We start from the raw sequence: 23,677 nt of genomic DNA, 5'->3' as shown, positions 1-23,677 counted from the left end.
CCCTTTGCTGGAGGAGACATACGGGACGGCCGGGTGGTTGCACTCGGGGATCAACCCTGGATTCTGTAACTACTAGTATGTACAGTAAGCGCATGAGCACGTCGGAGCGACTGATCGAGTCCACCCGCGAACTGCTGTGGGAGCGCGGCTACGTGGGCACCAGCCCCAAGGCGATCCTGGAGCGCGCGGGTGCCGGCCAGGGCAGCATGTACCACCACTTCAAGGGCAAGCCCGACCTCGCGCTGGCCGCCATCCGGCGCACGGCCGAGGAGCTGCGCACCGCCGCCGGTCGGGTGTTCGACGGTCCGGGCACGCCGTACGAGCGCATCGCCGCGTATCTCACCCGTGAACGCGATGTGCTGCGCGGCTGCCCCGTCGGCCGGCTGACGATGGACCCGGACGTCATCGCCAGTCCGGAGCTGCGCGCCCCCGTCGACGAGACCATCGCCTGGGTCGAGGCCCGGCTCGCCGCCCTCGTCGAAGAGGGCAAGGAGCAGGGGCAGTTCGCGGCCGGCCTCGACAGCGAGGAGATCGCCGCGACGATCCTCGCGACCGTGCAGGGCGGCTACGTGCTGGCCCGCGCCTCCGGCTCCCCCGCCGCGTTCGACGCCGGTGTGCGGGGACTGCTCGCCCTGCTCGCACCCGACAGCGACACGTGAAGGAGACACGTGCACATCACCCGCAAGCGCCCGGACTCCCTGCGGGGTCCGGCCGAGAACTTCACCGGCACGGTCTGGCTCGACGAGGTCGCCGCGCCGCCCTCCCCCTCCCGGCTGCGGATGTTCAACGTCCACTTCGCGCCCGGCGCGCACACCGCGTGGCACCGCCATCCGCACGGCCAGGTCCTGCACGTGCTGGAGGGCGAGGGACTGGTGGGACGCGAGGGCGGCGAGGCGGAGCCGATCCGGGCCGGCGACACCGTATGGATCGAACCGGGTGAGTGGCACTGGCACGGCGCCGCCCCCGGCACCTTCATGACCCATCTCGCGGTCGTCGAGGCCGCCGAGGACGGCACGACGGCCGACTGGGACCGGCACGTGGACGACTACCCCGCCTGAGAGGAAGCGCCTTTCCATGCACGCCATGCAGTACGCCATGACACTCCCCGCCGACTACGACATGGGCGTCATCCGCTCGCGCGTGTCCCGCCTCGGGCACAAGCTGGACGACTGGGAGGGGCTCGGACTCAAGGCCTATCTGATCCGCGAGCGCGGTGTGCACGGCTCGCCGGTCAACCAGTACGCGCCGTTCTACCTGTGGCACTCCACGCAGGGCATGAACCGCTTCCTGTGGGGCGGCCCGTTCCAGGGACCGGTCGACGACTTCGGGCGCCCGGCCGTCCAGCAGTGGACGGGTCTGGCGTACGAGGAGGGCGCGGCCGCCGGCTCCCCCGCCGCCGTCGCCGCAGTGCGGCGGCGCTCCGTCCCGGACGGCGTCGTGATCGCGGAGTTCATGGATGAGGCGGCGGCCGAGGCGCAGCGGCTGGCCGGCGAGGACGGGGCCGTGCTCGCGGCGGCCGTGGTGGACTCCCGGCACTGGGAGGTCGTCCACTTCTCGCTGTGGGAGCAGCAGGAGCCCAAGGCCGAGGGCGACGTCTTCCAGGTGCTGCACCTGTCCGCGCCGGGGCTGCACAGGCTGCCCCGGGGCCGGCAGTGGTGAGCTTCGTCCGTACGGTGCTCGGGGACGTCGAGCCGGAGCGGCTGGGCGTGTGCGACGCGCACGACCACCTGTTCTTCGCCAGTCCCCGGCTGCCGGGCCAGGAGCTGAACGCGGCGTCGGCGGCGCGCGCCGAACTCGCGGCGTTCCGGGAGCAGGGCGGCGGCAGCGTGGTGCAGTGGACGCCGTACGGACTGGGGCGGCGGGCCGCCGACCTGCCGGCGCTGTCCCGGGAGACCGGCGTCCATGTGGTCGCCGCGACGGGCCTGCACCAGGACGTGCACTACGACGGGAAGGTGCTGAGGGAGCTGCGCGGCAGGCTCGCCGAGGTGTTCGTCGCCGAACTCACCGACGGCATCGGCACGTCGGGGGTACGAGCGGGCCTGATCAAGGTGGCCGGCGGCTTCCACGCGCTGGACGCGCACGCCCGCTGGACGATGACCGCGGCGGCCGAGGCGCACCGGGCCACGGGCGCACCGATCGCCGTCCACCTGGAGCTGGGCACGGGCGCGCTGGACGTGCTCGACCTGCTGTGCGGGGAGTTGGGCGTGCCACCGCACCGGGTGATTCTCGGGCACCTCAACCGGTTCCCCGACCCACTGGTGCACCGGCAGGCGGCCGAGGCCGACTGCTGGCTGGCCTTCGACGGTCCGTCCCGCGCCCACCACGCGACCGACTGGCGCATGCCCGAGGCCGTGCGGGCCCTCGCCGAGGCCGGCTTCGGCGACCGGCTGCTGCTCGGCGGCGACACGACGACCGCCGCCGCCCGCTCCGTCGACGGCGGCCCGGGGATGCCCTACCTGCTGCGCCGGGTGCGGCCGCGGCTCGCGGCCGTGCTGGGCGAGGAGCTGGTGGGGCGAATGCTGACCGCCAACCCGGCGCGCGCGTTCGCGGCCGAGTGGCGGTGAGCGGGCGTTGGCCCGATCATGTCGGGTTCTGGCCCGCCGGGGCCGCGCGCGGCGGGCCGCCGGGACCGCACAATGACAGCCACGGCCCCGCGGGTGAGGAGCGAGACGACGATGGCCCTGGAGATGCGCGAGAAGTGCGAGCGCTGTACGACGACGGTGCTGCCGCCCGACGCGCCGGCCCTGATCTGCTCCTACGAGTGCACGTTCTGCGTGCCGTGCGGCGAGGAGATGCGCCACGTGTGCCCCAACTGCGGCGGCGAGTTGGTCCCGCGACCGCGCCGCCGGAGCTGAGTGGGATTCAACCCGGCTGGTCGGTGTCCTTCAGCGCACCCCAGCCGTGCCAGCGCTCGACCTCGATCCAGGCGCTGACGCGTGCGCGTTCCCGGCGCGGGTAGGGGCCGCCCAGGTAGTGCGTGGCGAGGCGGTCGATGTCGGCCAGCCCCTCGTCGTCGTACATCTGCGCGACCCGGCCGATGAGCGTGACATGGGTGTACCAGTCGTCGTCGGCGAGGACGGTCAGGGTCACGCGCGGGTCGCGGCGCAGGTGCTTCAGGCGCACCCGGCCCTGATCGAGGCTGACCAGCACCCGGCCGTCCTCCCACAGGTACCAGGTGGGGGTGGACACGGGTGCGCCGTCGGAGCGCAGCGTGGCCATCACGCACGGGTTGGGGCGGCTCAGCAGCTCCACGGCCTGCGGCGGCAGCGGCGGCTTGGACATGGGGTTCCTCCCTGTCGTCGGTTCCGGATCGGCTCTCAGGACGCCGGCTCGTCGGGGAAGCTGGCGAAGTAGGCGGCCACCATGTCCTCGTCGGCGTGGCCCTGTGCGGCGGCCCGGGCCATCCGCGCGGCGCTCGCCGCGGCCACGTCGAGACGGGCGCCGTGGCGCTCACCGGCCGCCACGATCAGGCGGGCGTCCTTCTCCGCCGTGGCCACCGCGAACTGCGGCGGCGTCAGCTTGCCGTCGAGGATCAGGGACGCCTTGGCGCGCAGGTACCCCATGTCGAGCGGGCCGCCCGCGACGAGGTCGAAGAACCCGGCCGGGTCGACGCCGAGCGCCTTGGCCAGGGCCAGGGTCTCGCCGGTCGCCGCGGTGGCCGCGATCACCCAGCTGTTGGCGACCAGCTTGAGCCGGGTGGCACTGGCCGCCGAGCCGTCCTCGCCGGTCCACACCGTCCGCGCGCCGACCGCGTCGAAGACGGGCGTGACCTGCTCACGGCCTTCGGCGGGCCCGGCCGCCAGCACGGTCAGCTGCCCCGCCTCGGCGGGCTGCCGGGTGCCGAGCACCGGCGCGTCGTAGAAGACCAGGCCGTGCTCGTCGGCGAAGGCCGCCAGCTCGGGCACGTCGGCCAGGCCGGCGGTGGTCGACTGGACCCAGGCGGCGCCCCGGCGCAGGGCGGGGGCGGCCTCGCGCATGACGTCCAGGGCGGCGGCACCGTCGTACAGCATGGTCAGGACCACGTCCGCGTCCCGCACCGCCTCGGCCGGATCGCCGGCGACACGCACGCCGTCGGCGGCCAGCGGTTCGGCCTTGGCGCGGGTGCGGTTCCAGGCGTGCACGGTGTGGCCGGCGCGGGCGAGGTTGCGGGCCATCGCGGCGCCCATGATGCCGGTGCCGAGGACGCTGACGGTGAGCTTGTCGGTCATGACGCGGAGGTTCCTACTCGTGGAGTGCGGTGTGGATCTCAGGCGTGTGGATCTCAGGCTCCAGCCTTCCCGGAGACGGCCCGGGCAAGCAAGCCGGTCGCCGGCCCGGCGCCACGCGTTCGGGTGAGCGCCGCTCGCACCTTCCGTTGGCCCGGCCGCCTACTTGCCGATGCCCGCCGACAGTCCCCGCACGAAGTGCCGCTGGCCGATCAGGAACACCACGATCATCGGCAGGGCGGCGATGGTCAGGCCCGCGAACAGCACCGGCCAGTCGGAGTTGAGCCGTCCGGCCATGTCGGCCAGGCCCACCGGGAGCGTCTTGAGACGGTCGTCGGTGATGAAGACCAGCGCGAAGGCGTACTCGTTCCAGGCGAACAGCGACTGCAGGACCGCCGCCGAGACCAGGATCGGCCGGGCCATCGGCACGACCACCCGCCAGAACGTCTGCCAGCGCCCGGCGCCGTCGAGGAAGGCGGCTTCCTCCACCTCCACCGGCTGGCCGAGCAGGTAGGCGCGGACGAGGAAGGTGGTGAAGGGCACCTTGAAGGCCGTGTACAGCACGATCAGCGCCCAGTAGGTGTCGTAGATGTGCAAGGCCTGGAGCAGTTGGGACAGCGGGACGATCGCCACGGTCGGCGAGAGCATCATCGCGCCGAGGACCAGCAGCAGCGCGGGCTGCGAGCACGGGATGTCCAGACGGGTCAGGCCGTACGCCGCCCAGGCGCTGACCAGGACGACGGCGAGGACGCTCGCGGAGGTGACGAGCAGCGAGTTGAGGAGGTAGCCGAGCACACCCTGGTGCCAGGCGTCGGCGTAGGTGCTCCAGTGCGGGTGGGCGGGCAGGCCCCAGGGGTCGGAGAAGATCTCGCCGTTGGACTTCAGGCCGGAGACCGCCATCCAGAACAGCGGGTAGAGCACGGCGACGGCGAGGGCGGCGAGAGAGGCGTGGGCGAGGACGCGCAGGGCCGCGGTGCCGGCCGTGCGGGCCCGCCGGACGGGCGGGGCGGCCGCGGTCGTGGGGATGCGGGACCGGTCGACGGTGAGGGTCATGCCGTGGCCGCCTTCCTGCGGGAGTGCAGGAGCTGTACGGCCCCTGCGGCGAAGGTGATCAGGAACATCACGGTGCCGATGGCGGCGGCGTAGCCCATGTCGTCGCCGGTGAAGGCGGAGGCGTACAGCCAGGTGCCGAGGACCTGGCTGGAGTTGGAGGGGCCGCCGCCGGTCATCACCATGACCTCGTTGAAGACCAGGAAGGCGCCGGAGACGGTGAGGATGACGAGCAGGGTGGTCATCTCGCGGACCATGGGCACGGTGACGGTGAAGAAGGTGCGGACGCGTCCGGCGCCGTCCACGGTGGCCGCCTCGTACAGCTCGCGCGGGATGCGCTGCATGGCGACGGTGAGCAGCATGGTCGTGTAGCCGAAGGACTGCCACTGGCTCATGTTGATCACGCCCCAGATGGAGGTGGCGGCGTCGCCCAGCCAGTCGTGCTGCAGCGAGCCGAGTCCGACGGCCTTCAGGGCGCTGTTCACCAGGCCCGCGTCCGGCTGGTACAGGAACTGGAAGAGCAGGCCCGCCACGGTCATCGACACGGCCGCCGGGACGAAGTACACGGTGCGCAGCAGCCCGCGCAGCCGGCGCCCGACCGCTTCCTCCAGGACCGCGGCCAGCACCAGGGCCGCCCCGACCTGGAAGACCACCGAGGTGACCGCGTAGGCGACGTTGTTGAGCAGGGCGTGCCAGAAGACCGGGTCCGCGGCGGCCTGCCGGTAGTTGTCCAGTCCGACGTAGCGCATGCCGGGCCGGAAGACGCTGAACTTGAACAGGCTGAGCCGGACGTTCTCGACGATCGGGTAGTAGACGAACAGCGCGATCAGGGCGAGGGCGGGGGCGACGTACAGGGAGTGGTGCAGCCGGTGCCGCTTTCTGCCGTGGGGTGTGCCGTGGTGTCCCATGGGGGCACCTCCTTCGGGGCGGGTTCGGGGGTGTGTGGGTCGCTCAGGGGGTGACTCCGTAGCGCCGGGCCTGCTCGGCGCCGCGCCGCACCTCGCGCAGGGCCGCCTGTGGGGAGGTGCGTCCGGCGAGGACGGCCTCGGCCGCGGACAGATAGGGGTTGACGATCTTCTCGCCGGCCCGGGTGTCCAGCCATACGGCCATGTGGTGCCCGGCGATGGTGCGCTGGGCCTTGGCGAGCCCGGGCAGTTCGGCCGCGTCGGCGGTGCCCTTGACGGCGCTGAGCCAGCCGAGGTCGCGGACCAGGGTGCGGGCCTGCGCGCGGCTGGTGAGGAACTTCAGGAAGTCGACGGCGAGGGCCTTGTGGGGTGAGGCGTTGGAGACGAGCAGTCCGTCCGCCCCTCCCGCGATGGCCCGCGGGTCGCCCTGCGCCCCGGGGATGCCCGGCATCGGGAAGAAGTCCCAGTGGCCGGCGAACTCCTCGGGGGCGCCGCCCTGTTCGGTGAGGTAGGAGAACTCCAGGGTCTCGATGTACTGCATGGCGGCCTTGCCGTAGAGCATGCGGGCCTGCGCGGACTCGTGGCTCATGCTGGTGCCGCCCGGGGCCATGCAGCGCTGCTTGAGCCGGGCGAGGTCCTCCAGGGCGCGGGCGTAGCCGGGGTGGCTGAAGCCGCCCCGGCCGTCGTAGTCGCGGGCGAGAACGTCGGCCGGGACCTCGGCGGCGTTGAACTGGGTGAGGAAGTGGCCGGCGGGCCAGCCGTACTGGTTGCCGAAGGCGAGCGGGGTGTAGCCGGCCTTCCGGATGCGGTCGCAGGCGGTGAGCAGCTCCGGGAAGGTGCGCGGCGGCGCGGTGACACCGGCCTTGGCGAACAGGGCGGTGTTGTACGCGAACACCTTGGCGTCGACGTCGAGCGGGACGCCGTAGGACTTGTCGTCGAAGGTGAAGGCGTCGAGGGCGTTGCGCTCGAAACTCCCGCCCCACGCCGTGCCCTTGAGCTCGCTGCTCAGGTCGGCGGCGAGCCGGCCGTCGGCGAACTTGCGGGCGTACTGGCCCGGCCAGGCGAAGAAGATGTCCGGCAGCTCGCGGGAGGCGGCGAGGACGGCGATGCGGTCCTTGTAGGGCTGGTCGCCGACGGCCTGGAGCTCGATGGTGACGCCGGGGTTCTGCTTCTCGTAGGCGCGCACGGCCTGCTGGAAGTAGGGCGCGTACTCGGGGTCGGCCCACTTCTCCAGGACGGTGAGGTGTCCCTGCGGGCGGCCGTGCAGCGCGAAGTCGTTCGGGGTGACGGTGACCGGCCGTTGCCCGCAGCCGCTGACCAGCAGCATCAGCAGGGTGGTGAGCAGGCAGCCGGCCGTGAGGGCGGGTGTTCGGCGCATCGGTGGCTCCTGGCGGTCGGGGGTCGGAGGGATCAGAGCGTGCCGGCGGCCTCGAAGGCGAGCGGGTGGCCGAACGCTCCGGGCTGGGTGCAGACCTCGGCGGCGTAGGCGGCGGCGCGGGCGGCGGCGTCGGCGAGGGGGCGCCCCTCGTGGTGCAGGGCGACGAGCAGGGCCGCGATGAAGGAGTCGCCGGCCCCCAGGGTGTCGGTGGCCTCGACGGGCACGACGCCCTGGTGGTGCACGGTGCCCTCGCAGTGGATCAGCGCCCCGCGGGCACCCCGTGTCACCACGGCCAGGCGCACCCCGGCCTCGACGGCACGCCCGATCAGGCCGAGGGCGTCGGTGTCGCCGGCGTCGGGGCGGGAGAAGACGGCGGCGCGCACGTACGGCAGGAGGGGTGCGGCGTAGGACCAGGGGCGGTCGGAGAAGTCGAAGCTGACCGGGCAGGCGGCGGCCAGGCGCGGCAGCTGGTCCTCCAGGCGGCTGCAGTCGCCGGTGTGCATCAGGTCGAAGCGGCGCAGCCAGGCGAGGTCGGCGGCGTCGGGGGTGAAGTGGGAGACGGTGGGGTCGCACTCGCCGAAGGTGCGGTTGCCGTCCTCCTCGACGTACACGGTGGCGTACGCGTTGGGGCCGTCGGCGGTGCGCAGTCGGTCGAGGCCGATGCCCTCGGCGGCGAGGGCGGCGCGGATGTGAGCGCCGGCGGTGTCGTTGCCGGTGACGCCGAGGTAGGCGGACTCGGCGCCGAGCCGGGCGGCGTGCACGGCGACGTTGAGGGCGTTGCCGCCCGGGTACATCAGGCCGCGCTGGGGGTAGCGGTCGACGACGTTGTCGCCGACTCCACAGATGCGCATGAAGGTTCCTCGGCAAAGGGGTGCGGGTACGGGGCGGCCCGGTGCGGCGCCGCACCGGGCCGGGGGTGGAGCAAGGGCGGGGGGCCGTGGCTCAGTACTCGACCTGGAACATGTAGCGCCGCTTGTCGAGGTCGTGGCCGCGCACGGACTCGTAGTGGCGGGCGAGGCGGGTGCCGAAGACGTCCAGGGCGATGGGTGTGATGTCGCCGCGCAGGTGGGCCGGCACGCCCGGGAGGGAGAACATCGTCGAGTCCACGTAGTGCGCTTTCTTCGTGTACTTGTCGAGGAAGGTCTTCGCCCGCTCGGCCATCGGGCGGGTGGCGTCCTCCCCGAGGAAGAGGATCACCGGCTGGTCCTCGGTGACCACCTCGAAGGCACCGTGGAAGAACTCACCGGCGTTGTAGCTGCCGCCGTGCTTCCACTGCATCTCCATCAGGTAGCACATGGTGAAGCCGTACCCGGCGCCGTAGTTGGGGCCCGCGGAGAGCACGTAGGTCACCCGCTCGTCGGCGAGGGCGGCCGCGATCGAGGCGGCGAGCTCCTCGCCCTCCTCCTGCGCGGTGTACAGGGCGTCGGGCAGCGCCTCGTAGGCCTGGCGCAGGGCCGCGTAGTCGCCCTCGACGCCGGTCTTCTCCAGCAGGGCGTAGGCGAGCTGGCCGAACAGCACGCCCTTCGGGGCGACGACGGTGTCCTCGCTGCGGTAGGTGAACGCCACGTGGGCGGCCCGGGCGAGCGGGCTGTCCGCGCTGCGGGTGAGCGCGGCGACCTTGGCGCCGGCCTCACGGGCGTAGTGGGCGGCGGCGACGGTCTCCTTGGTGGTGCCGGTGTGCGAGGAGACCAGGACCAGGGAGCCCTCGCCGAGCAGGGCGGGCCTGCGGTGGTTGAACTCGTCGCTGTTCAGGTGGAAGACGGGGAACTGCGCCCGGGTCTGAAGCAGGTACTGCACGGGGTAGGCGGCGGTGAGCGAGCCGCCGCAGCCCACCAGGAAGACGTTGCGCAGGCCGGCCCCGACGACCTCGTCGACGAAGGCGCGGGCGGTGTCGTTCTGGCTGAGCGCGAAGGCCACGGCCTCCTTGAAGTCCTCGGTGATGGGCTTGAGGGGCAGGGTTGCGGTGCTCACGCGTTTCCTTCCGAGAGGTGGATGGAGAACGTTCCCAATCCCATGCCGCACGGAAGGGCGAAGGGGATTGGGAACGTTCTCACCGGCGGTGGTGAGAACCTTCCCACCGGCCGATCCGGAGCGTCAAGACCTCTTGCGCGCCCGATAATCTGAGCCCTGCCATGACGACGAACCGACGCAGCGGCCGCGCCCGCCCCGCCACCATCCCCGACGTCGCCCGCGAGGCCGGGGTGTCCCGCTCCACCGCCTCCCGCGCCCTCGCGGACTACGGGTCCGTCTCCCCGGAGGCCCGGGAGAAGGTGCGCGCCGCCGCCGAGAAGCTGGGCTACCGGCCCAACCAGCTGGCCCGCTCGATGATCACGGGGCGCACCCACACGCTCGGCGTGGTCGTGGCCGACATCCAGAACCCGTTCTTCGCCGGTGTCACCCGCGGCATCACCGACGCGGCCCGCGCCGCCGGCTACCAGGTGCTGCTCGCCAACACCGACGAGGACGTCACCGCCGAGCGGGCGGCGGTGAAGACGCTGCTCGACAAGCACGTCGACGGCCTGATCGTCTCCCCCGCCTCCACGGCCGACGCCGCCCACCTGAAGGCCGCGCACACCTCGGGCTGCCCCGTCGTCCTGCTGGACCGCCGCGCGCCCGGCCTGCCCTGCGACTCCGTCACCGTCGACAACCGGGGTGCGGCACAGGACGCGGTGCGCCGCCTGATCGCGGCCGGCCACCGGCGGATCGGCCTGGTCAGCCTGGTCGGCACCGGTGACGAGGACCCTTCCGGCCCGATCACCACGGGCCTGGAGCGCATCGAGGGCTACCGGGCCGCGCTGCGCGAGGCCGGCATCGAGGACACCGAGCGGTATCTGCGCCGCGGCGCCTTCCACCGCCAGGACCCCGCCGCGCTGGCGGCCGGCCTGCTGGCACTCGCGGACCGGCCCACGGCCGTGTTCGCCACCGACAGCATGATCGCCCTCGGTGTGCTGACGGCCGCGCGGGCGGGCGGCCTGACCGTGCCGGACGACCTGTCAGTGGTCACCTTCGACGACCCGGACTGGGCCGCCGCGGTGCGCCCGCGGATGAGCGTGGTCGCGCAGCCCGTCCAGGAGCTGGGGGCCTGTGCGGTGCGGGCGCTGACGGCGCGGATCGAGGGCAGCGGCGAGGAGCCTCGCCACGTCACGCTCGACACGACGTTCATCGCCCGGGACTCGGTGGCCGCACCACCGTCCCTTGATTGACCGATCGTTCTTGAATGAGCTAGCGTCAGCTCATGGCCCGAACCAAGGAATTCGATCCGGACGCCGCCCTCCTGTCGGCCCTCGACCTCTTCTGGCGCAAGGGCTATGAGGCGACGTCGATGGCCGACCTGGTCGAGCACCTGGGGATCGGGCGGGCCAGCATCTACGCCACCTTCGGCAACAAGCACGACCTGTACCTGAAGGCGCTGGACCGCTACGGCGAGGCGCACAACCCGCTGCTCGCGCTGGAGCTGTCCCAGCCGGGGCCGGCGCTGCCCGCCGTACGGGCGGTGGTGCGCCGGTTCGCCGCCGAGGCGGCGGACGACGCCCGTCGCGAGCGCGGCTGCTTCGTCACCAACACGGCGGCCGAGCTGGCCCCGCACGACGACGCCGCCGCCCGCCGGGTGGAGCGCAGCTGGGGGCATGTGGAGACCCTGCTGCACTCGGCCCTGCTGCGCGCCCGGGCCCAGGGCGAGCTGCCCGAGGGGCGCGACCCGCAGGCGATGGCCCGCATGCTGCTGGTGCTGATGCAGGGCGTCCGGGTGGTGGGGAAGGCCTCGACGGACCCGGCGCGGGTGCTCGACGCGGCGGAGCAGGCGCTCGCGCTGCTGGACTGACGCCCGTTCCTTCGCGCGCACTCTCACGGAGCGGCGTTTTTCGCTGCCCTGATACTTGACCGAACGGTCTGGAAAGAGGGGGAACCATGACCGCGCTCGACAGCGCGGCCCCGCCCATGGGGCGACGCGCCTTCGCTCTCCTCGGCACCGTGCAGGTCACCCTGATCTACACGCTGGCCGCCATCGCGGTCCCGCTGCCCCGCATCGGGCTCGCCTTCGGACTGGGCCGCGAGCGGCTGGTGGTGCTCAGCGCCGCGTACGGCCTGGCCTTCGCGGGGCTGCTGCTGCTCGGCGGGCGGCTCGCCGACCGGTACGGCGGTCGCCGGACACTGCTCGCCGGGCTGCTGCTGTTCGCCGTCGCCGGTGCCGCCGCCCCGCTCGCCCCCGGCTACGGCGCCCTGGTCGCGGCCCGTTTCGCGCAGGGCGCCGGCGCCGCCCTGACCGCTCCGGCCGCGACGGCCGTCCTGCGCGCGCTGGCCGGTTCCCCGGCCGCCTACGGCCGGGCGATGGCGACCTGGGGCGGGCTGTCGGTGCTCGGGGCGACGGCGGGCAACCTGCTGTCCGGTGTCGTCGCCGCCCTGCTGTCCTGGCGGTGGGCGCTGGCCGTCCCGGTGGCCCTGGCGGCGCTCGCCCTTCCGGCGGCGCTGCGCCTGCTGCCGCGCGATCCGGTACGGCCGCGCGGCACACCGCTCGACGCCCCCGGCGCCGTCCTGGCCACCGCCGGGATCACGGCGGCGAGCCTGGGCCTGGTCCGCACCGACGCCCGGCCCTGGGGGTCGGCCGACGTGCTGGTGCCGCTGCTCGCGGGAGCGGTCCTGCTGGCCGTCTTCCCCGCCGCCGAACGCCGGGCGGCCGACCCGCTGCTGCCGCCGGGTTTCCTGCGCGACGGGCGCCGCGCGCTCGGGCTGGCCGCGACCGCGCTCACCGCGTCCGGAACCGCGACCACCTTCCTTCTGTTCTCTCTGCACTTCCAGGACGAGCGCGGCTGGTCGGCGCTCACCACCTCGGCCGCGTTCGCCCCGTTCGCCGCGGTCCTGGTCGCCGCCGGACGGGTGGCCCCGAACCTGGTGCGGCGCCACGGCCCCCTCGCCGTCACCGGCGCCGGTCTGGCCGGCGTCGCGGCGGGCCTGGCGCTCCTCGCGCTCGCCGGACTCGACCCGGCCGTCCCGTACGGCTACGGCGTACTGCCCGGGTTCCTGCTGCTGCCCGCGGGGGCGGCCCTGGCCTTCGCCGGCGCCGCCGTCCTGGCCACCGACCGCGTGCCCGCGCACCGCACGGGTCTTGCGGGCGGCGTCCACAACACGGCCATGGAGACCGGCCCCACGGTCGTCCTCGCCGTCCTGCTCGCCGTCGGCGACGACGCCGCGAGCCTCGGCACGGCGGCCGCCCTGTGCGCGGCCGCGGCCGTCCCGCTCCTCCTCGACCGCCGCTGACACACCGTCACCGGACCTCGCCCATCCGCCCATCGAAGGGAACACCCATGTCCAGCAACCGCTTCTCCGGCCGCACCGCCCTCGTCACCGGCGGCGGCACCGGCATCGGCCGGGCCGTCGCGCTCGCCCTCGCCGCCGAGGGCGCCCGGGTCGTCGTGGCCGGCCGCTCCCGGGAGCCGCTCGACGAGACCGTCGCGCTGATCGAGCGGGCCGGCGGCACCGCGGTCGCCGAGGTCGCCGACGTCAGCCGGGCCGCCGACGTGCAGGCGCTGGTGCGCGCGGTCGCCGACCGGTTCGGCAGCCTCGACGTGGCCGTGAACAACGCGGGCGTCTTCCGCGGCGCCCCGCTCGCCGACCTCTGCGAGGAGGACTGGCGGACACTGCTCGACATCAACGTCACCGGCGTCTTCCTCGCCCTGCAGGCGGAGATCCGGCAGATGCGCACCCAGCCCGGCGGCGGCGCCATCGTCAACATCGCCTCCAACCTCGGGCGCCACAAGCAGGTGCCGTTCGCCGTCGCCTACGCGGCGAGCAAGGCGGCCGTCGCCTCCCTCACCCGCGGAGCCGCACTGGAGTACATCGCGGACGGCGTGCGCATCAACGCCGTCAGCCCCGGCGCGTCCGACACGACGATGTCGCTGCGGCCCGGCGAGACGGAGGCGGAGCGCGCCGTGCGCATGAAGGACCAGTCGCCGCTCGGCCGGGTGTCGTCCCTTGAGGAGGTCGCCGAGGCCGTGCTGTACCTGGCCTCCGACGCGGCCGCGTCGCTGGTCGGCACGGACCTCGTGATCGACGGCGGTGCCGCGCTGTAGCCGGCGGTCAGCCGCCGGTCAGCGCCCCGAGCGGATCGTCCAGCACCGGCTGCCACGCCAACTCGGCCGCTCCCACCAGGCTGTTGTGGTCCAGGGAGCAGGCCAGGATGGGCACGCCGCCGCTGCGGCCCCACAGGCTGCGGTCGGCGACGACGGCGCGCAGCCGCTCGGGGTCGGCGTCCAGCAGCGTGCGGTGCAGGCCGCCCAGGATGATCCGGTCAGGGTTGAGGATGTTCACCAGCCCGGCCAGGCCCAGGCCCAGGCGGTCGACGAGCGCCTCGACGGCACGCCGGACGTCCGGGTCGTCGTACTCGTGCCGGATCAGGTCGTTGGCCTGCTGGAGCAGCGACACCTCCGGGCCGGGGTCGCGGCCGGCGGCGGTGAGCAGGGCCAGCGGGTCGGCCTCGACGTCGAGGCAGCCGCGGCTGCCGCAGTGGCAGGGGCGGCCGCCCTCGGGGTTGACGGTGAGGTGGCCGACCTCCAGGGCGAGGCCCGAACTGCCCGTGTGCAGCCGCCCGTCGAGCACCAGCGCGCCGCCCACGCCGCGGTGCCCGGTGGCCACGCACAGCAGGTCGCGCGAGCCGCGTCCGGCGCCGTGCCGGTGCTCGGCGAGCGCGGCGAGGTTGACGTCGTTGGCGGCGAACGCCGGCCCGGTGATCCCCGCGTCGCGCACGCAGGCGGCGAAGATCTCCCGCACCGGTGCGCCCACCGGCCAGGCCAGGTGCAGCGGGTTGAGCGCGAGGCCCTCCGGTTCGGCGACCGCGGAGGGCACGGCGAGCCCCGCGCCGACGCACCGGCGGCCCGTCTCGTGCAGCAGCCGGGCGCCCGCCTCGACCACGGAGCCGAGCACCTTCGCCGGGTCGGCGTCCACGGTCTCGCAGCCGGGAGCGGTCGCGACGATGCGCCCGCCGAGGCCGACCAGGGCGGCACGGAAGCCGTCCGCGTGGACCTGCGCGGCGAGCGCGACGGGTCCGTCCTCGGCGACGTTCAGCCGGTGCGAGGGGCGGCCCTGGGAGCCGGCGGGGGCGCTGGGCCGGGCGTCGACGCGGATCAGCCCCAGCGCCTCCAGCTCCGCGGCCACCGCGCCGGCGGTCGCACGGGTGACGCCGAGTTCGGCGGTGAGCACGGCCCGGGTCGGGGCCCGACCGGTGTGCACGAGCTCCAACGCGGGCCCGAGCGCACCGCGCCCCCGGTCCAGCCGCGTCCTTGAGGTGGTCCCTTCCCCCGCCGGCCGGGGGTCCGCCTTGCCGCTCATGAGGGATGAGTCTGTCATGATCCGCTGCTCAGGTGGCGTCCGCCCGCAGACCGCTGACCCGCAGCGTGATGTTCAGCCGCCCGGTCAGCCCGAGCCACGGCGGTGCGCTGCCCGGCAGTACGCGCGGCACCCCGTGGTAGGCGAACCGGGACGGCCCGCCGAAGACGAACAGGTCCCCGCTGCGCAGTTCGACGTCGGTGTAGGGCCGGGCGCGGGTCTCGGGGTTGCCGAAGCGGAAGACGCAGCTGTCGCCGAGGCTGAAGGACACCACGGGCGCGTCGGCCTTCTCGTCCGCGTCGCGGTGCATGCCCATGCGGGCGTCGCCGTCGTAGAAATTGATCAGGGCGATGTCGTACGGCTCCGGCGGCTGCGCCTGCGGGCCCAGCGCCGCTGTGACCGCGCGGCGGCCCAGTTCGCCGAGCCAGGCCGGGAACGGCTTGACGGGGGCGCCGTCGCCGTCGACGACCGTGCGGGCGTAGGCGTACGGGTACCAGTGCCAGCCCAGGCAGACCTGCCGGGCGGTCATCGTGCCGCCGCCGGGGGTGCGCACGGTGCGCAGGCCGGCCGGGGGGAGCGCCCAGGTGCGGCAGGCGTCGAGCAGGGTGCGCTGCTGGTTCGTGTCGAGCCAGTCCGGCATGTGCACCGCGCCGGGTGCCGGCTCGGCGCGCTCGCGCGGGAACAGCTCGGTGTCCATGGCACCATCCTGCCCCACGTGGCCTGAGCTGCGGCTCCGCTAGCCTGGACGCACCATGAACGACCGTATGACGACGCCCTGGGGCGAGCTCGCGCTGACCCGTTTCCCCGAGGACCCGCGTGACAGGCTGCGCGCCTGGGACGCGTCCGACGCGTATCTGCTGCGGCACCTGGCCGAGGAGCGCATCGACCTGTCCGGGACGGTCGTGGTCGTCGGCGACCGCTGGGGCGCGCTGGTCACGGCGCTGGCTGAGCACGCGCCGACGCAGATCACCGACTCCCATCTGTCGCAGGAGGCGACCCGGGCGAACCTCGCCCGCAACGGGGTCGCCCCGGGGACCGTGTCCCTGCTGACCACGCAGGACGTGCCGCCGGGGCGGATCGACGTGCTGCTGGTGCGGGTGCCGAAGAGCCTGGCGCTGCTGGAGGACCAGCTGCTGCGGCTGGCGCCGGCGCTGCACGAGGGGTCTGTGGTGGTCGGCACCGGGATGGTGAAGGAGATCCACACCTCTACGCTGGCGCTGTTCGAGGACATCCTCGGCCCGACGCGTACGTCGCTGGCCCGGCAGAAGGCGCGGCTGATCTTCTGTATGCCGGAGCCGGGGCGGGAGCGGCCCGCCAATCCGTGGCCGTACACCTATCGGCTTGAGGACGGTGTCGGGGCGGTTTCGGGGCGGCCTGTGGTGAACCACGCCGGGGTGTTCTGTGCGGACCGGCTGGACATCGGCACGCGGTTCTTCCTGCGGCATCTGCCCGCGACCGACGGGCCGCGCCGGGTCGTCGACCTGGGGTGTGGCAACGGTGTCGTGGGTACGTCGGTGGCGCTGGCGAATCCGGAGGCCGAGGTGCTGTTCGTGGACGAGTCGTTCCAGGCCGTGGCGTCGGCGGAGGCCACGTACAAGGCGAATGGGGTGCCGGGGCACGGGGAGTTCCGGGTGGGGGACGGGCTGGCGGGGGTTGCCTCCGGCAGTGTGGATCTGGTGCTGAACAATCCGCCGTTCCATTCGCATCAGGCCACGACGTCGGCTACGTCGTGGCGGATGTTCACGGGGGCCCTGCGGGTGCTGCGGGCGGGGGGTGAGCTGTGGGTGATCGGGAACCGGCATCTGGGGTATCACGTGAAGCTGCGGCGGGTGTTCGGGAACTGTGTGGTGGTGGCGAGTGATCCTAAGTTTGTGGTGTTGCGGGCCGTGAAGCGGTAGGGGTATTGGGTCGTCGTTCGTCTGCGGGTTGCGTTGTGGCTGGTCGCGCAGTTCCCCGCGCCCCTTTGTGCCTGCGGCGGCCCCTTGCTGTTGCGTCGTGGCGTGCGTAGCGCCTGCGGCCGGTTCGTGAGTCGGGGCCGGGGTGGGGGGTGTCCGTCGGCGGCCTTCCCGCCGTCGTGGCAGGGGTCAGCTCAGGACGGCGATGATGCGCGTCACCTCCTGGGTCATCGCCTCTCGGCCCACCTTGAGGTACTTGCGGGAGTCCACCGCCTCCGGGTGGGTGGCCAGGAAGGCGCGGATCGCTCCGGTCATGGCCGCGTTGAGGGCCGTGCCTACGTTCACCTTGGTGATGCCGCCCGCGACAGCCGTGCGCAGTTCGTCGTCGGGGACTCCCGAGGAGCCGTGCAGGACGAGTGGGAGTTCCAGGGCCTGGGCCAGGCGCTTGAGGAGGTCGTGGTCGAGGGTGGCGGTGCGGGTCGTCATGGCGTGGACGCTGCCGATGGCCACGGCGAGCGCGTCGACGCCGGAGTCGGCTACGAAGCCGCGGGCCTCGGTGGGATCGGTGCGGGCGCCGGGGGCGTGGGCGTCCAGCGGGGGGCGGCCGTTCTTGCCGCCCACCTGGCCCAGCTCGGCCTCGATCCAGATGCCCTGGGCGTGCGCCCAGTCCGCTGCGGCGCGGGTCGCGGCGAGGTTCTCGGCGTACGGCAGTGCGGAGGCGTCGTACATCACCGAGCTGAAGCCTGCCGTCGGTGCCTGCCGCAGGAGGGCGTCGCTCTGTACGTGGTCCAGGTGCAGGGCCACGGGCACGGTGGCGGCGTCGGCGGCGGCGACTGCGGCGCGGGCCAGCGGCAGGAGACGGCCGTAGCGGAACTTCACGGCGTTCTCGCTGACCTGGAGGACGACGGGTGCGCCGGCCTGTTCGGCGCCGGCGATGACGGCCTCGACGTGTTCCAGCGTGATGACGTTGAAGGCGGCGACGGCTGAGCGGTCGACGGCGGCGCGGGTGACCAGCTCACCGGTGGTCGCGAGGGGCACGGAGTGTCCTTTCAGGGGGCGAGGATCACCGAGCGGGTCAGGTGGCGGGGCTGGTCGGGGTCCAGGCCGCGGGCCGCGGCGACGGCGACAGCGAGGCGCTGGGCGCGGACCAGTTCGGCGAGGGGGTCGAGGCCACCGTCCACCCAGAGTCCGCCGGTGGCCCGGACCTGGCCGGCGAGGCCCTCGGGTGCCTGGCCGAACATCCAGGTGGCGGTGGACTTGGTGGTGATGCTGATCGGGCCGTGCCGGTACTCCATCGCCGGGTACGCCTCGGTCCAGGACAGGGACGCCTCGCGCATCTTCAGTGCGGCCTCGTTGGCCAGGCCGACCGTCCAGCCGCGGCCGAGGAAGGTGAACTGGCGGCAGCCGACGAGCCCTTCGGGGAGGTCTGCGGCGAGCGCGGCCCGGGCGTCGGCGACGGCGGCGTCCGTGTGCAGGCCCAGGTGGGCGCGCAGCAGGGTGAGCGCGGTGGTGGCGAAGCGGGTTTGTACCACCGAGCGTTCGTCGGCGTAGGTGAGGACGACGATGTCGTCTGCGGCCTCCATGACCGGGGTGTCGGGGTCGGCTGTCACCGCTGTGGTGCGGGTGTGGCCGCGCAGGCGGGTGAGGAGGTCGAGCACCTCGGTGGTGGTGCCGGAGCGGGTGAGCGCGACGACCCGGTCGTAGGAGCGGCCGTGGGGGAACTCGGAGGCGGCGAAGGCGTCGGTCTCGCCCTGGCCCGCGCCCTCGCGCAGGCCGGCGACCGCCTGGGCCATGAAGTAGGAGGTGCCGCAGCCGACGACCGCGACCCGCTCCCCCGGTGCGGGCAGTACCGCCGCGTGCGCGGCGGCCTCCGCCGCGGCGCGGGTCCAGCACTCCGGCTGGCTGTTCAGCTCGTCCTCGACATGGGTCATTCTGGCCGCCCCTTCGGATGCCTGTTTGTTTGTGCAAGATATAGCGAGCTTTCGAGCAACTTCAAGCATTTGACGTCAGAGGCGGTGCGCTAGGGTCACGGTGAGCCGAGGTGGAGGAAAGAAGGAGGTGCGGATGTCGCGCGACGCCCGCTGGAAGGCGCTGCTGGAGCTGCTCGTCGAACGCGGCCGGCTGGACGTCGAGGAGGCCGCTGCCGAGCTGGAGGTGTCGGCCGCGACGATCCGCCGCGACTTCGACCAACTGGCCGAGCAGCAGATGCTGGTGCGCACCCGGGGCGGCGCGGTCGTGCACGGGGTGTCGTACGAACTGCCGCTGCGCTACAAGACGGCGCGGCGTGCCTCGGAGAAGCAGCGCATCGCCCGGGCGGTGGCCGAGCTGATCGCACCCGGCGAGGCGGTCGGGCTGACCGGTGGCACCACCACCACCGAGGTGGCCCGCGCGCTCGCCGTCCGCAGGGACCTCGCGTCCGGCTCACCCGCGCTGACCGTCGTCACCAACGCGCTGAACATCGCCAACGAGCTTGCCGTGCGGCCCCAGTTCAAGATCGTGGTGACGGGCGGCGTGGCGCGGGCCCAGTCCTACGAGCTGATCGGGCCGCTCGCGGACGGGGTGCTGGGGCAGATCACCCTGGATGTCGCCGTGCTCGGCGTGGTCTCCTTCGACGTCGTGCACGGGGCCGCCGCGCACGACGAGGCCGAGGCCGCCATCAACCGGCTGCTGTGCGAGCGGGCCGAGCGGGTGATCGTCGCCGCCGACTCCAGCAAGCTGGGCCGCCGCGCCTTCGCCCGTATCTGCGCGGCCGAGACGGTGAACACGCTGGTCACCGACGCGGCGGCGGACGCGGAGACGGTACGGCGGCTGGAGGAGGCCGGCATCGAGGTGGTCACGGTCTGAGCCTCCCGGCCCGGGCCCCGCGTCCGCGAGCTGATCCGAAGGGCACGCCCTAAGCTGGAAGCCGCGCCGCGGGCAGAGGTCCAGGGAGGCTGCGATGGCCCAGGTATCACACGAGGGCGTCCGCCGTGGCTCCGGTTATCTGCCGGTCGCCGACCACGGGCTGATCGGCGATCTGCGCAGTGTGGCCCTGGTCGGGACGAACGGCACCATCGACTGGTACTGCGCTCCCTCCTTCGACGCGCCGAGCGTCTTCGCGGCGATCCTGGACGCCGAGCGCGGTGGCTGCTTCGAGCTCGCCGCGAGCGGGGCGGCCCGCACCAAGCAGTTCTACTTCCCCGACACCAACGTCCTGATCACCCGCTTCTTCACCGGGGACGGCGTGGGCGAGGTGCAGGACTTCATGCCGGTCGGCGGCGCGAAGGCGGAGACCGAGCGGCACCGGCTGATCCGGCGGGTGATCTGTGTGCGCGGAACGGTGCCGTTCCGGGCCCGGGTGGCCCCCCGTTTCGACTACGGGGCGCGACGGCACACGCTCCACCGCACCGGTGACACCGCGGTCTTCGCCTCCGACGGCCTCTCCCTCGCGCTGACCTCGACCGTCCCACTGGAGGCCGACGGGCAGGACGTCCGCTCGGAGTTCAAGCTCACCGAGGGCGAGTCGGCGGTGTTCGCGCTGGACGAGGTGAGCGGCGAGGTGGCGCCCCGCCGGTGCGCGAGCCGGGAGGCCGAGGAGCAGTTCGCGGCCACGGTGGCGTACTGGCGCCGCTGGCTGTCCTCCTCCCGCTACCGCGGCCGCTGGCGCGAGATGGTGCACCGCTCGGCCCTCACCCTGAAGCTGCTCACCTACGCGCCGACCGGGGCGATCGTGGCCGCCCCGACCACCAGCCTGCCCGAGCGGCTGGGCGGAGAACGCAACTGGGACTACCGGTACGTGTGGGTGCGCGACGCCGCGTTCTGCGTGTACGCGCTGCTGCGGCTCGGCTTCAGCGAGGAGGCCGAGGCGTTCATGGACTTCGTCACCCGGCACATCAGCCCCGGCGACTGCAAGAGCGCCGGACCGCTGCAGATCATGTACGGCATCGACGGCCGCACCGACCTGACCGAACGCGAACTCCCCCATCTGGAGGGCCACTTCGGCTCGGCACCGGTACGCGTCGGCAACGCCGCCGCCGACCAGCTCCAGCTGGACATCTACGGCGCGCTGATCGACTCCATCTACCTCTACGACAAGTGGGCCAAGCCGATCTCCAGCGACCAGTGGGACGACGTGTGCGGGCTGGTCGACTGGGTGTGCGCCCACTGGGACCAGCCCGACGAGGGCATCTGGGAGACCCGGGGCGGGCGCCGGAACTTCCTGTACTCGCGGCTGATGTGCTGGGTGGCGATCGAGCGGGCCATCCGCATGGCCAACCGGCGCGGACTGCCCGCGGACCTCAACCGCTGGCGTGAGTGCCGCGACACCGTCTACCGGCGGATCATGGACCGCGGCTGGTCGGCGGCGCGCGGGGCGTTCGTCCAGTACGAGGACGGTGACGTGCTGGACGCGGCCGTGCTGATGATGCCGCTGAGCAAGTTCATCGCGCCCACCGACCCCAAGTGGCTGTCCACGCTGGACGCCCTCACCCGGGACCTGGTCTCCGACTCCCTGGTCTACCGCTACGACCCGCAGGCCAGCCCCGACGGGCTGCGCGGCGACGAGGGCACCTTCTCGATCTGCTCGTTCTGGTACGTCGAGGCACTGGTGCACGCGGGCCGGCTGGACGAGGCCCGGCTGGCCTTCGAGAAGATGCTGACCTACGCCAACCACCTGGGCCTGTACGCCGAGGAGATCGGCCACACCGGCGAGCAGCAGGGCAACTTCCCGCAGGCGTTCACCCATCTCGCCCTGATCAGCGCGGCGTTCAACCTGGACCGGGCGCTCGGCTAGCGAAGGAGCTCACGCACATGACGGACGGGACGGCCTCCACGGCGGCGGACTACTGGGAACCCGTGTGGCGGTCGGGCCGCCGTTACCGCACGATCGACGACCAGGAGGCCGGGGCCCTGCGCCGGCAGGTCGGCGCGGGCGCTGGGCGGCCGGCGCTGGACGTCGGCTGTGGTCTGGGCGAGCTGGCCGCCCGGGTGCACCGGCTCGGCTACCGGGTCACGGCCGTCGACTGCGCGCCCACGGCGGTCGCTCAGGCCCGCCGGCGCCACCCCGAACTGGACGTGCGGGAGCTGGACTTCACCGCCCGCGACCTGTCGGGGCTGCCGCACCCGGCCTACGCGCTGATCACCTGCCGGCTGGTCTACCGCTGGATCCCCGACAAGGCGGCCTTCCTCGCCCGGGTCCGCGCCCTGCTGGCGCCCGGCGGCGTCTTCTGGGTCGGCACCTCGATCCACGACCCGTCCCGGGGCGAGCCCCACCCGTGGGAACTGGCCCCCGCGGACGCCGAACTGCTGACCGCCGACTGGTCCCGCGTGGACGTCGAGGACCTGGACGGCTACCAGTGCCTGGCGCTGCGCCCCTGAACCGGGCGCGTGCCGGGGGGTGTTCCTCCACCGACCGGGGCCGCATGCGCGCCCCGCGTGCCGGGTAGGGTGCGCGAGCGGGGACCGTCCTCGGTTCGCCGCCGAGCCCCGCGACAGGAAGGAACGCGATGAGCGCCCACCCGAGCATCGACGGCGTGCTGCCGCCCGCCTTCATGGCCCCCGAGACCTCCTCCTTCGTGGACTTCCTCGCCGCGCACGCGCCCGACCTGCTGCCGGGCAACCGTGAACTGCCCACGGCCCGCGCCGGATTCGAGGCGCCGCACGGCACGACGATCGTCGCGGCGACCTACGCCGACGGTGTGCTCGTCGCGGGCGACCGCCGGGTGACGATGGGCAACGTCATCGCCAACCGCGAGTACGAGAAGGTCTTCCCGGGCGACGAGCACTCCGCGGTCGCCATCGCCGGCACGGTGGGCGTGGCGGTGGAACTGGTGAAGCTGTTCCAGCTGGAGCTGGAGCACTACGAGAAGATCGAGGGCACCCCGCTCTCCCTGGACGGCAAGGCCAACCGGCTGACCACGATGGTGCGCGGCAACCTGGGCATGGCCATGCAGGGCCTGGCCGTGGTGCCGATCTTCGCGGGCTACGACCTGGACCGGGGCCAGGGGCGCATCTTCAGCTACGACGTCACCGGCGGCCGCAGTGAGGAGCGGGGCTTCACCGCGACCGGCTCCGGCTCGGTGTACGCGCGCGGCGCGATGAAGAAGCTGTACCGGGAGGGGCTGCCGGAGAGGGAGATCGTCACCGCGGCCGTGCAGGCGCTGTACGACGCCGCCGACGACGACTCGGCGACCGGCGGGCCCGATCTGACCCGGCGGCTGTTCCCGCTGGTCGCGCTGGTCACGGAGGACGGCTACCGGCGGCTGCCGCAGGAGGAGGTCGCCGCGATCGCCCGGGAGGTCGTCCAGCGGCGCGAGGAGAGCCCCAACGGGCCGCAGGCACCCGTGCTCTGACCTTCGGGGCGCGGTTCCCCGACCCAGGCGCGGCGCACCGGCGGATCGATCCGGGGCAGCGGGCGGTCCGTCCGTGTGCCCGGCCGCCGATCGGGCACACGGGGAACATGGTCGGTGACACGGGCGACGACAGGCTCACGCGGGTGCAGGGCGGGAGCGGTCACCGCGCGGTGCCGCACACCGCCGACGTGCGGATCGAGGCGTGGGGCGCGAACCGGGAGGACTGTCTGGCGGAGGCGGTCCTCGGCATGGTGGAGTGCTTCGCCGACGTGTCCCGGGTGCGGCCGACGGCGGTGGAGCGGCTGCGGGTGGCCGGGACCGGCGACGACGACCTGCTGGCGGCGCTGCTGGAGGAGGTCGTGTACCGGATGGAGGTGCACGGCCGGGTGCCGGTGGACGTGGAGGCGGACGCGGAGGACGACGAGCTGGACGTGCGGCTGGCGGTGGCCGAGCTGGCGGACGTGGAGATCACCGGCGCGGTGCCGAAGGGGGTGTCCTGGCATGAGCTGCATCTGGGGCCGGGGCCTTATGGGTGGTCGTGTTCTGTGACCATCGATGCGTGAGCGCTCCGCTGGGTTGGGGGCGAGTCGCGTCGTGC

General features: G+C 73.3%; 26 protein-coding genes. 15 read left to right on the top strand and 11 right to left on the bottom strand.

All coding sequences use genetic code 11. The annotated features are described in order from the left end of the window. Window positions 1-77: 77 nt before the first annotated feature. From C3489_RS22510 to C3489_RS22490, 5 genes are all read left to right on the top strand, one after another. A complete protein-coding gene (locus C3489_RS22510) occupies window positions 78-659 on the top strand; it encodes a TetR/AcrR family transcriptional regulator (RefSeq protein ID WP_103783843.1) in 582 nt (193 codons plus the stop codon). A gap of 9 nt (window positions 660-668) precedes the next feature. Continuing rightward, a complete protein-coding gene (locus C3489_RS22505; RefSeq protein ID WP_103783842.1) occupies window positions 669-1,058 on the top strand; it encodes a cupin domain-containing protein in 390 nt (129 codons plus the stop codon). Between the two features lie 16 nt (window positions 1,059-1,074). Beyond that, window positions 1,075-1,659 carry a DUF4865 family protein gene (locus tag C3489_RS22500; protein ID WP_103783841.1) on the top strand — a complete coding sequence of 195 codons (585 nt, stop codon included), beginning with the start codon at window positions 1,075-1,077 and terminating at the stop codon, window positions 1,657-1,659. Then, window positions 1,656-2,564 (top strand): phosphotriesterase, encoded by a 909-nt coding sequence (locus C3489_RS22495; protein WP_103783865.1) that lies wholly within the window; start codon window positions 1,656-1,658, stop codon window positions 2,562-2,564. The genes C3489_RS22500 and C3489_RS22495 overlap by 4 nt, the downstream gene beginning before the upstream one ends. A gap of 111 nt (window positions 2,565-2,675) precedes the next feature. Further along, complete coding sequence (locus tag C3489_RS22490; RefSeq protein ID WP_103783864.1) at window positions 2,676-2,855, top strand: DUF1272 domain-containing protein; 180 nt, start codon at window positions 2,676-2,678, stop codon at window positions 2,853-2,855. A gap of 7 nt (window positions 2,856-2,862) precedes the next feature. On the opposite strand, the gene C3489_RS22485 is transcribed toward C3489_RS22490, so the two are convergent. The 7 genes from C3489_RS22485 to C3489_RS22455 all read right to left on the bottom strand — a co-directional run bounded on the left by C3489_RS22485 (window position 2,863) and on the right by C3489_RS22455 (window position 9,509). Further along, the gene (locus C3489_RS22485; protein ID WP_103783840.1) at window positions 2,863-3,282 is read right to left on the bottom strand and encodes a PPOX class F420-dependent oxidoreductase; all 420 of its coding nucleotides are present in this window, start codon (window positions 3,280-3,282) and stop codon (window positions 2,863-2,865) included. A 35-nt stretch (window positions 3,283-3,317) separates the two neighbouring features. After that, a complete protein-coding gene (locus C3489_RS22480; RefSeq protein WP_103783839.1) occupies window positions 3,318-4,208 on the bottom strand; it encodes an NAD(P)-dependent oxidoreductase in 891 nt (296 codons plus the stop codon). 159 nt (window positions 4,209-4,367) lie between these two features. Next, complete coding sequence (locus tag C3489_RS39880) at window positions 4,368-5,258, bottom strand: carbohydrate ABC transporter permease (RefSeq protein WP_103783838.1); 891 nt, start codon at window positions 5,256-5,258, stop codon at window positions 4,368-4,370. Then, on the bottom strand, window positions 5,255-6,163 hold the full coding sequence (locus C3489_RS22470; protein WP_103783837.1) for a carbohydrate ABC transporter permease: 909 nt from the start codon (window positions 6,161-6,163) through the stop codon (window positions 5,255-5,257). The genes C3489_RS39880 and C3489_RS22470 overlap by 4 nt, the downstream gene beginning before the upstream one ends. Before the next feature lie 43 nt (window positions 6,164-6,206). Beyond that, complete coding sequence (locus C3489_RS22465; protein ID WP_103783836.1) at window positions 6,207-7,538, bottom strand: ABC transporter substrate-binding protein; 1,332 nt, start codon at window positions 7,536-7,538, stop codon at window positions 6,207-6,209. A 32-nt stretch (window positions 7,539-7,570) separates the two neighbouring features. Next, on the bottom strand, window positions 7,571-8,389 hold the full coding sequence (locus C3489_RS22460) for a PfkB family carbohydrate kinase (protein ID WP_103783835.1): 819 nt from the start codon (window positions 8,387-8,389) through the stop codon (window positions 7,571-7,573). Between the two features lie 91 nt (window positions 8,390-8,480). Further along, window positions 8,481-9,509 (bottom strand): SIS domain-containing protein, encoded by a 1,029-nt coding sequence (locus C3489_RS22455; protein WP_103783834.1) that lies wholly within the window; start codon window positions 9,507-9,509, stop codon window positions 8,481-8,483. A 161-nt stretch (window positions 9,510-9,670) separates the two neighbouring features. On the opposite strand from C3489_RS22455, the gene C3489_RS22450 reads away from it, so the two are divergent. From C3489_RS22450 to C3489_RS22435, 4 genes are all read left to right on the top strand, one after another. Next, window positions 9,671-10,741: a LacI family DNA-binding transcriptional regulator gene (locus C3489_RS22450; RefSeq protein ID WP_103783833.1), complete on the top strand. Its 1,071-nt coding sequence runs from the start codon at window positions 9,671-9,673 to the stop codon at window positions 10,739-10,741. A 32-nt stretch (window positions 10,742-10,773) separates the two neighbouring features. Further along, window positions 10,774-11,358 carry a TetR/AcrR family transcriptional regulator gene (locus C3489_RS22445; protein WP_103783832.1) on the top strand — a complete coding sequence of 195 codons (585 nt, stop codon included), beginning with the start codon at window positions 10,774-10,776 and terminating at the stop codon, window positions 11,356-11,358. Between the two features lie 86 nt (window positions 11,359-11,444). Next, entirely contained in the window at window positions 11,445-12,791 is a 1,347-nt protein-coding gene (locus tag C3489_RS22440; RefSeq protein ID WP_103783831.1) for an MFS transporter, read from the top strand. A gap of 47 nt (window positions 12,792-12,838) precedes the next feature. Next, on the top strand, window positions 12,839-13,603 hold the full coding sequence (locus C3489_RS22435) for an SDR family NAD(P)-dependent oxidoreductase (protein WP_103783830.1): 765 nt from the start codon (window positions 12,839-12,841) through the stop codon (window positions 13,601-13,603). Between the two features lie 7 nt (window positions 13,604-13,610). Here C3489_RS22435 and C3489_RS22430 read toward each other — a convergent pair whose 3' ends face one another. Both C3489_RS22430 and C3489_RS22425 read right to left on the bottom strand, forming a co-directional pair. Then, complete coding sequence (locus C3489_RS22430; RefSeq protein ID WP_103783829.1) at window positions 13,611-14,858, bottom strand: ROK family protein; 1,248 nt, start codon at window positions 14,856-14,858, stop codon at window positions 13,611-13,613. Between the two features lie 28 nt (window positions 14,859-14,886). Beyond that, window positions 14,887-15,552, bottom strand: a complete 666-nt coding sequence (locus C3489_RS22425) for an alpha-ketoglutarate-dependent dioxygenase AlkB (protein WP_103783828.1) — start codon at window positions 15,550-15,552, stop codon at window positions 14,887-14,889. A 67-nt stretch (window positions 15,553-15,619) separates the two neighbouring features. Between C3489_RS22425 and C3489_RS22420 the strand changes: the two genes are divergently transcribed. Beyond that, window positions 15,620-16,753, top strand: coding sequence for a methyltransferase (locus C3489_RS22420; RefSeq protein WP_103783827.1), 1,134 nt, complete (start codon window positions 15,620-15,622; stop codon window positions 16,751-16,753). A gap of 186 nt (window positions 16,754-16,939) precedes the next feature. On the opposite strand, the gene C3489_RS22415 is transcribed toward C3489_RS22420, so the two are convergent. Together C3489_RS22415 and C3489_RS22410 are read right to left on the bottom strand one after the other, a co-directional pair. Continuing rightward, entirely contained in the window at window positions 16,940-17,788 is an 849-nt protein-coding gene (locus C3489_RS22415) for a class II fructose-bisphosphate aldolase (protein WP_103783826.1), read from the bottom strand. 11 nt (window positions 17,789-17,799) lie between these two features. After that, complete coding sequence (locus C3489_RS22410; RefSeq protein ID WP_103783825.1) at window positions 17,800-18,681, bottom strand: SIS domain-containing protein; 882 nt, start codon at window positions 18,679-18,681, stop codon at window positions 17,800-17,802. 133 nt (window positions 18,682-18,814) lie between these two features. Between C3489_RS22410 and C3489_RS22405 the strand changes: the two genes are divergently transcribed. The 5 genes from C3489_RS22405 (at window position 18,815) to C3489_RS22385 (ending at window position 23,642) form a co-directional block, all read left to right on the top strand. Then, window positions 18,815-19,594, top strand: coding sequence for a DeoR/GlpR family DNA-binding transcription regulator (locus tag C3489_RS22405; RefSeq protein ID WP_103783824.1), 780 nt, complete (start codon window positions 18,815-18,817; stop codon window positions 19,592-19,594). Window positions 19,595-19,688: 94 nt separating this feature from the next. Continuing rightward, the gene (locus C3489_RS22400; protein ID WP_103783823.1) at window positions 19,689-21,521 is read left to right on the top strand and encodes a glycoside hydrolase family 15 protein; all 1,833 of its coding nucleotides are present in this window, start codon (window positions 19,689-19,691) and stop codon (window positions 21,519-21,521) included. Between the two features lie 17 nt (window positions 21,522-21,538). Continuing rightward, entirely contained in the window at window positions 21,539-22,105 is a 567-nt protein-coding gene (locus tag C3489_RS22395; protein WP_103783822.1) for a bifunctional 2-polyprenyl-6-hydroxyphenol methylase/3-demethylubiquinol 3-O-methyltransferase UbiG, read from the top strand. 128 nt (window positions 22,106-22,233) lie between these two features. Then, window positions 22,234-23,079, top strand: coding sequence for a proteasome subunit beta (gene prcB / locus C3489_RS22390; RefSeq protein ID WP_103783821.1), 846 nt, complete (start codon window positions 22,234-22,236; stop codon window positions 23,077-23,079). A 107-nt stretch (window positions 23,080-23,186) separates the two neighbouring features. Beyond that, window positions 23,187-23,642 carry an archease gene (locus C3489_RS22385; RefSeq protein WP_103783820.1) on the top strand — a complete coding sequence of 152 codons (456 nt, stop codon included), beginning with the start codon at window positions 23,187-23,189 and terminating at the stop codon, window positions 23,640-23,642. Window positions 23,643-23,677: the final 35 nt, after the last annotated feature.

The organism is Streptomyces sp. Ru71, from assembly GCF_002920535.1.
Taxonomy (GTDB): Bacteria; Actinomycetota; Actinomycetes; order Streptomycetales; family Streptomycetaceae; genus Streptomyces.
This window is presented reverse-complemented; position numbering and strand designations above follow the sequence as displayed.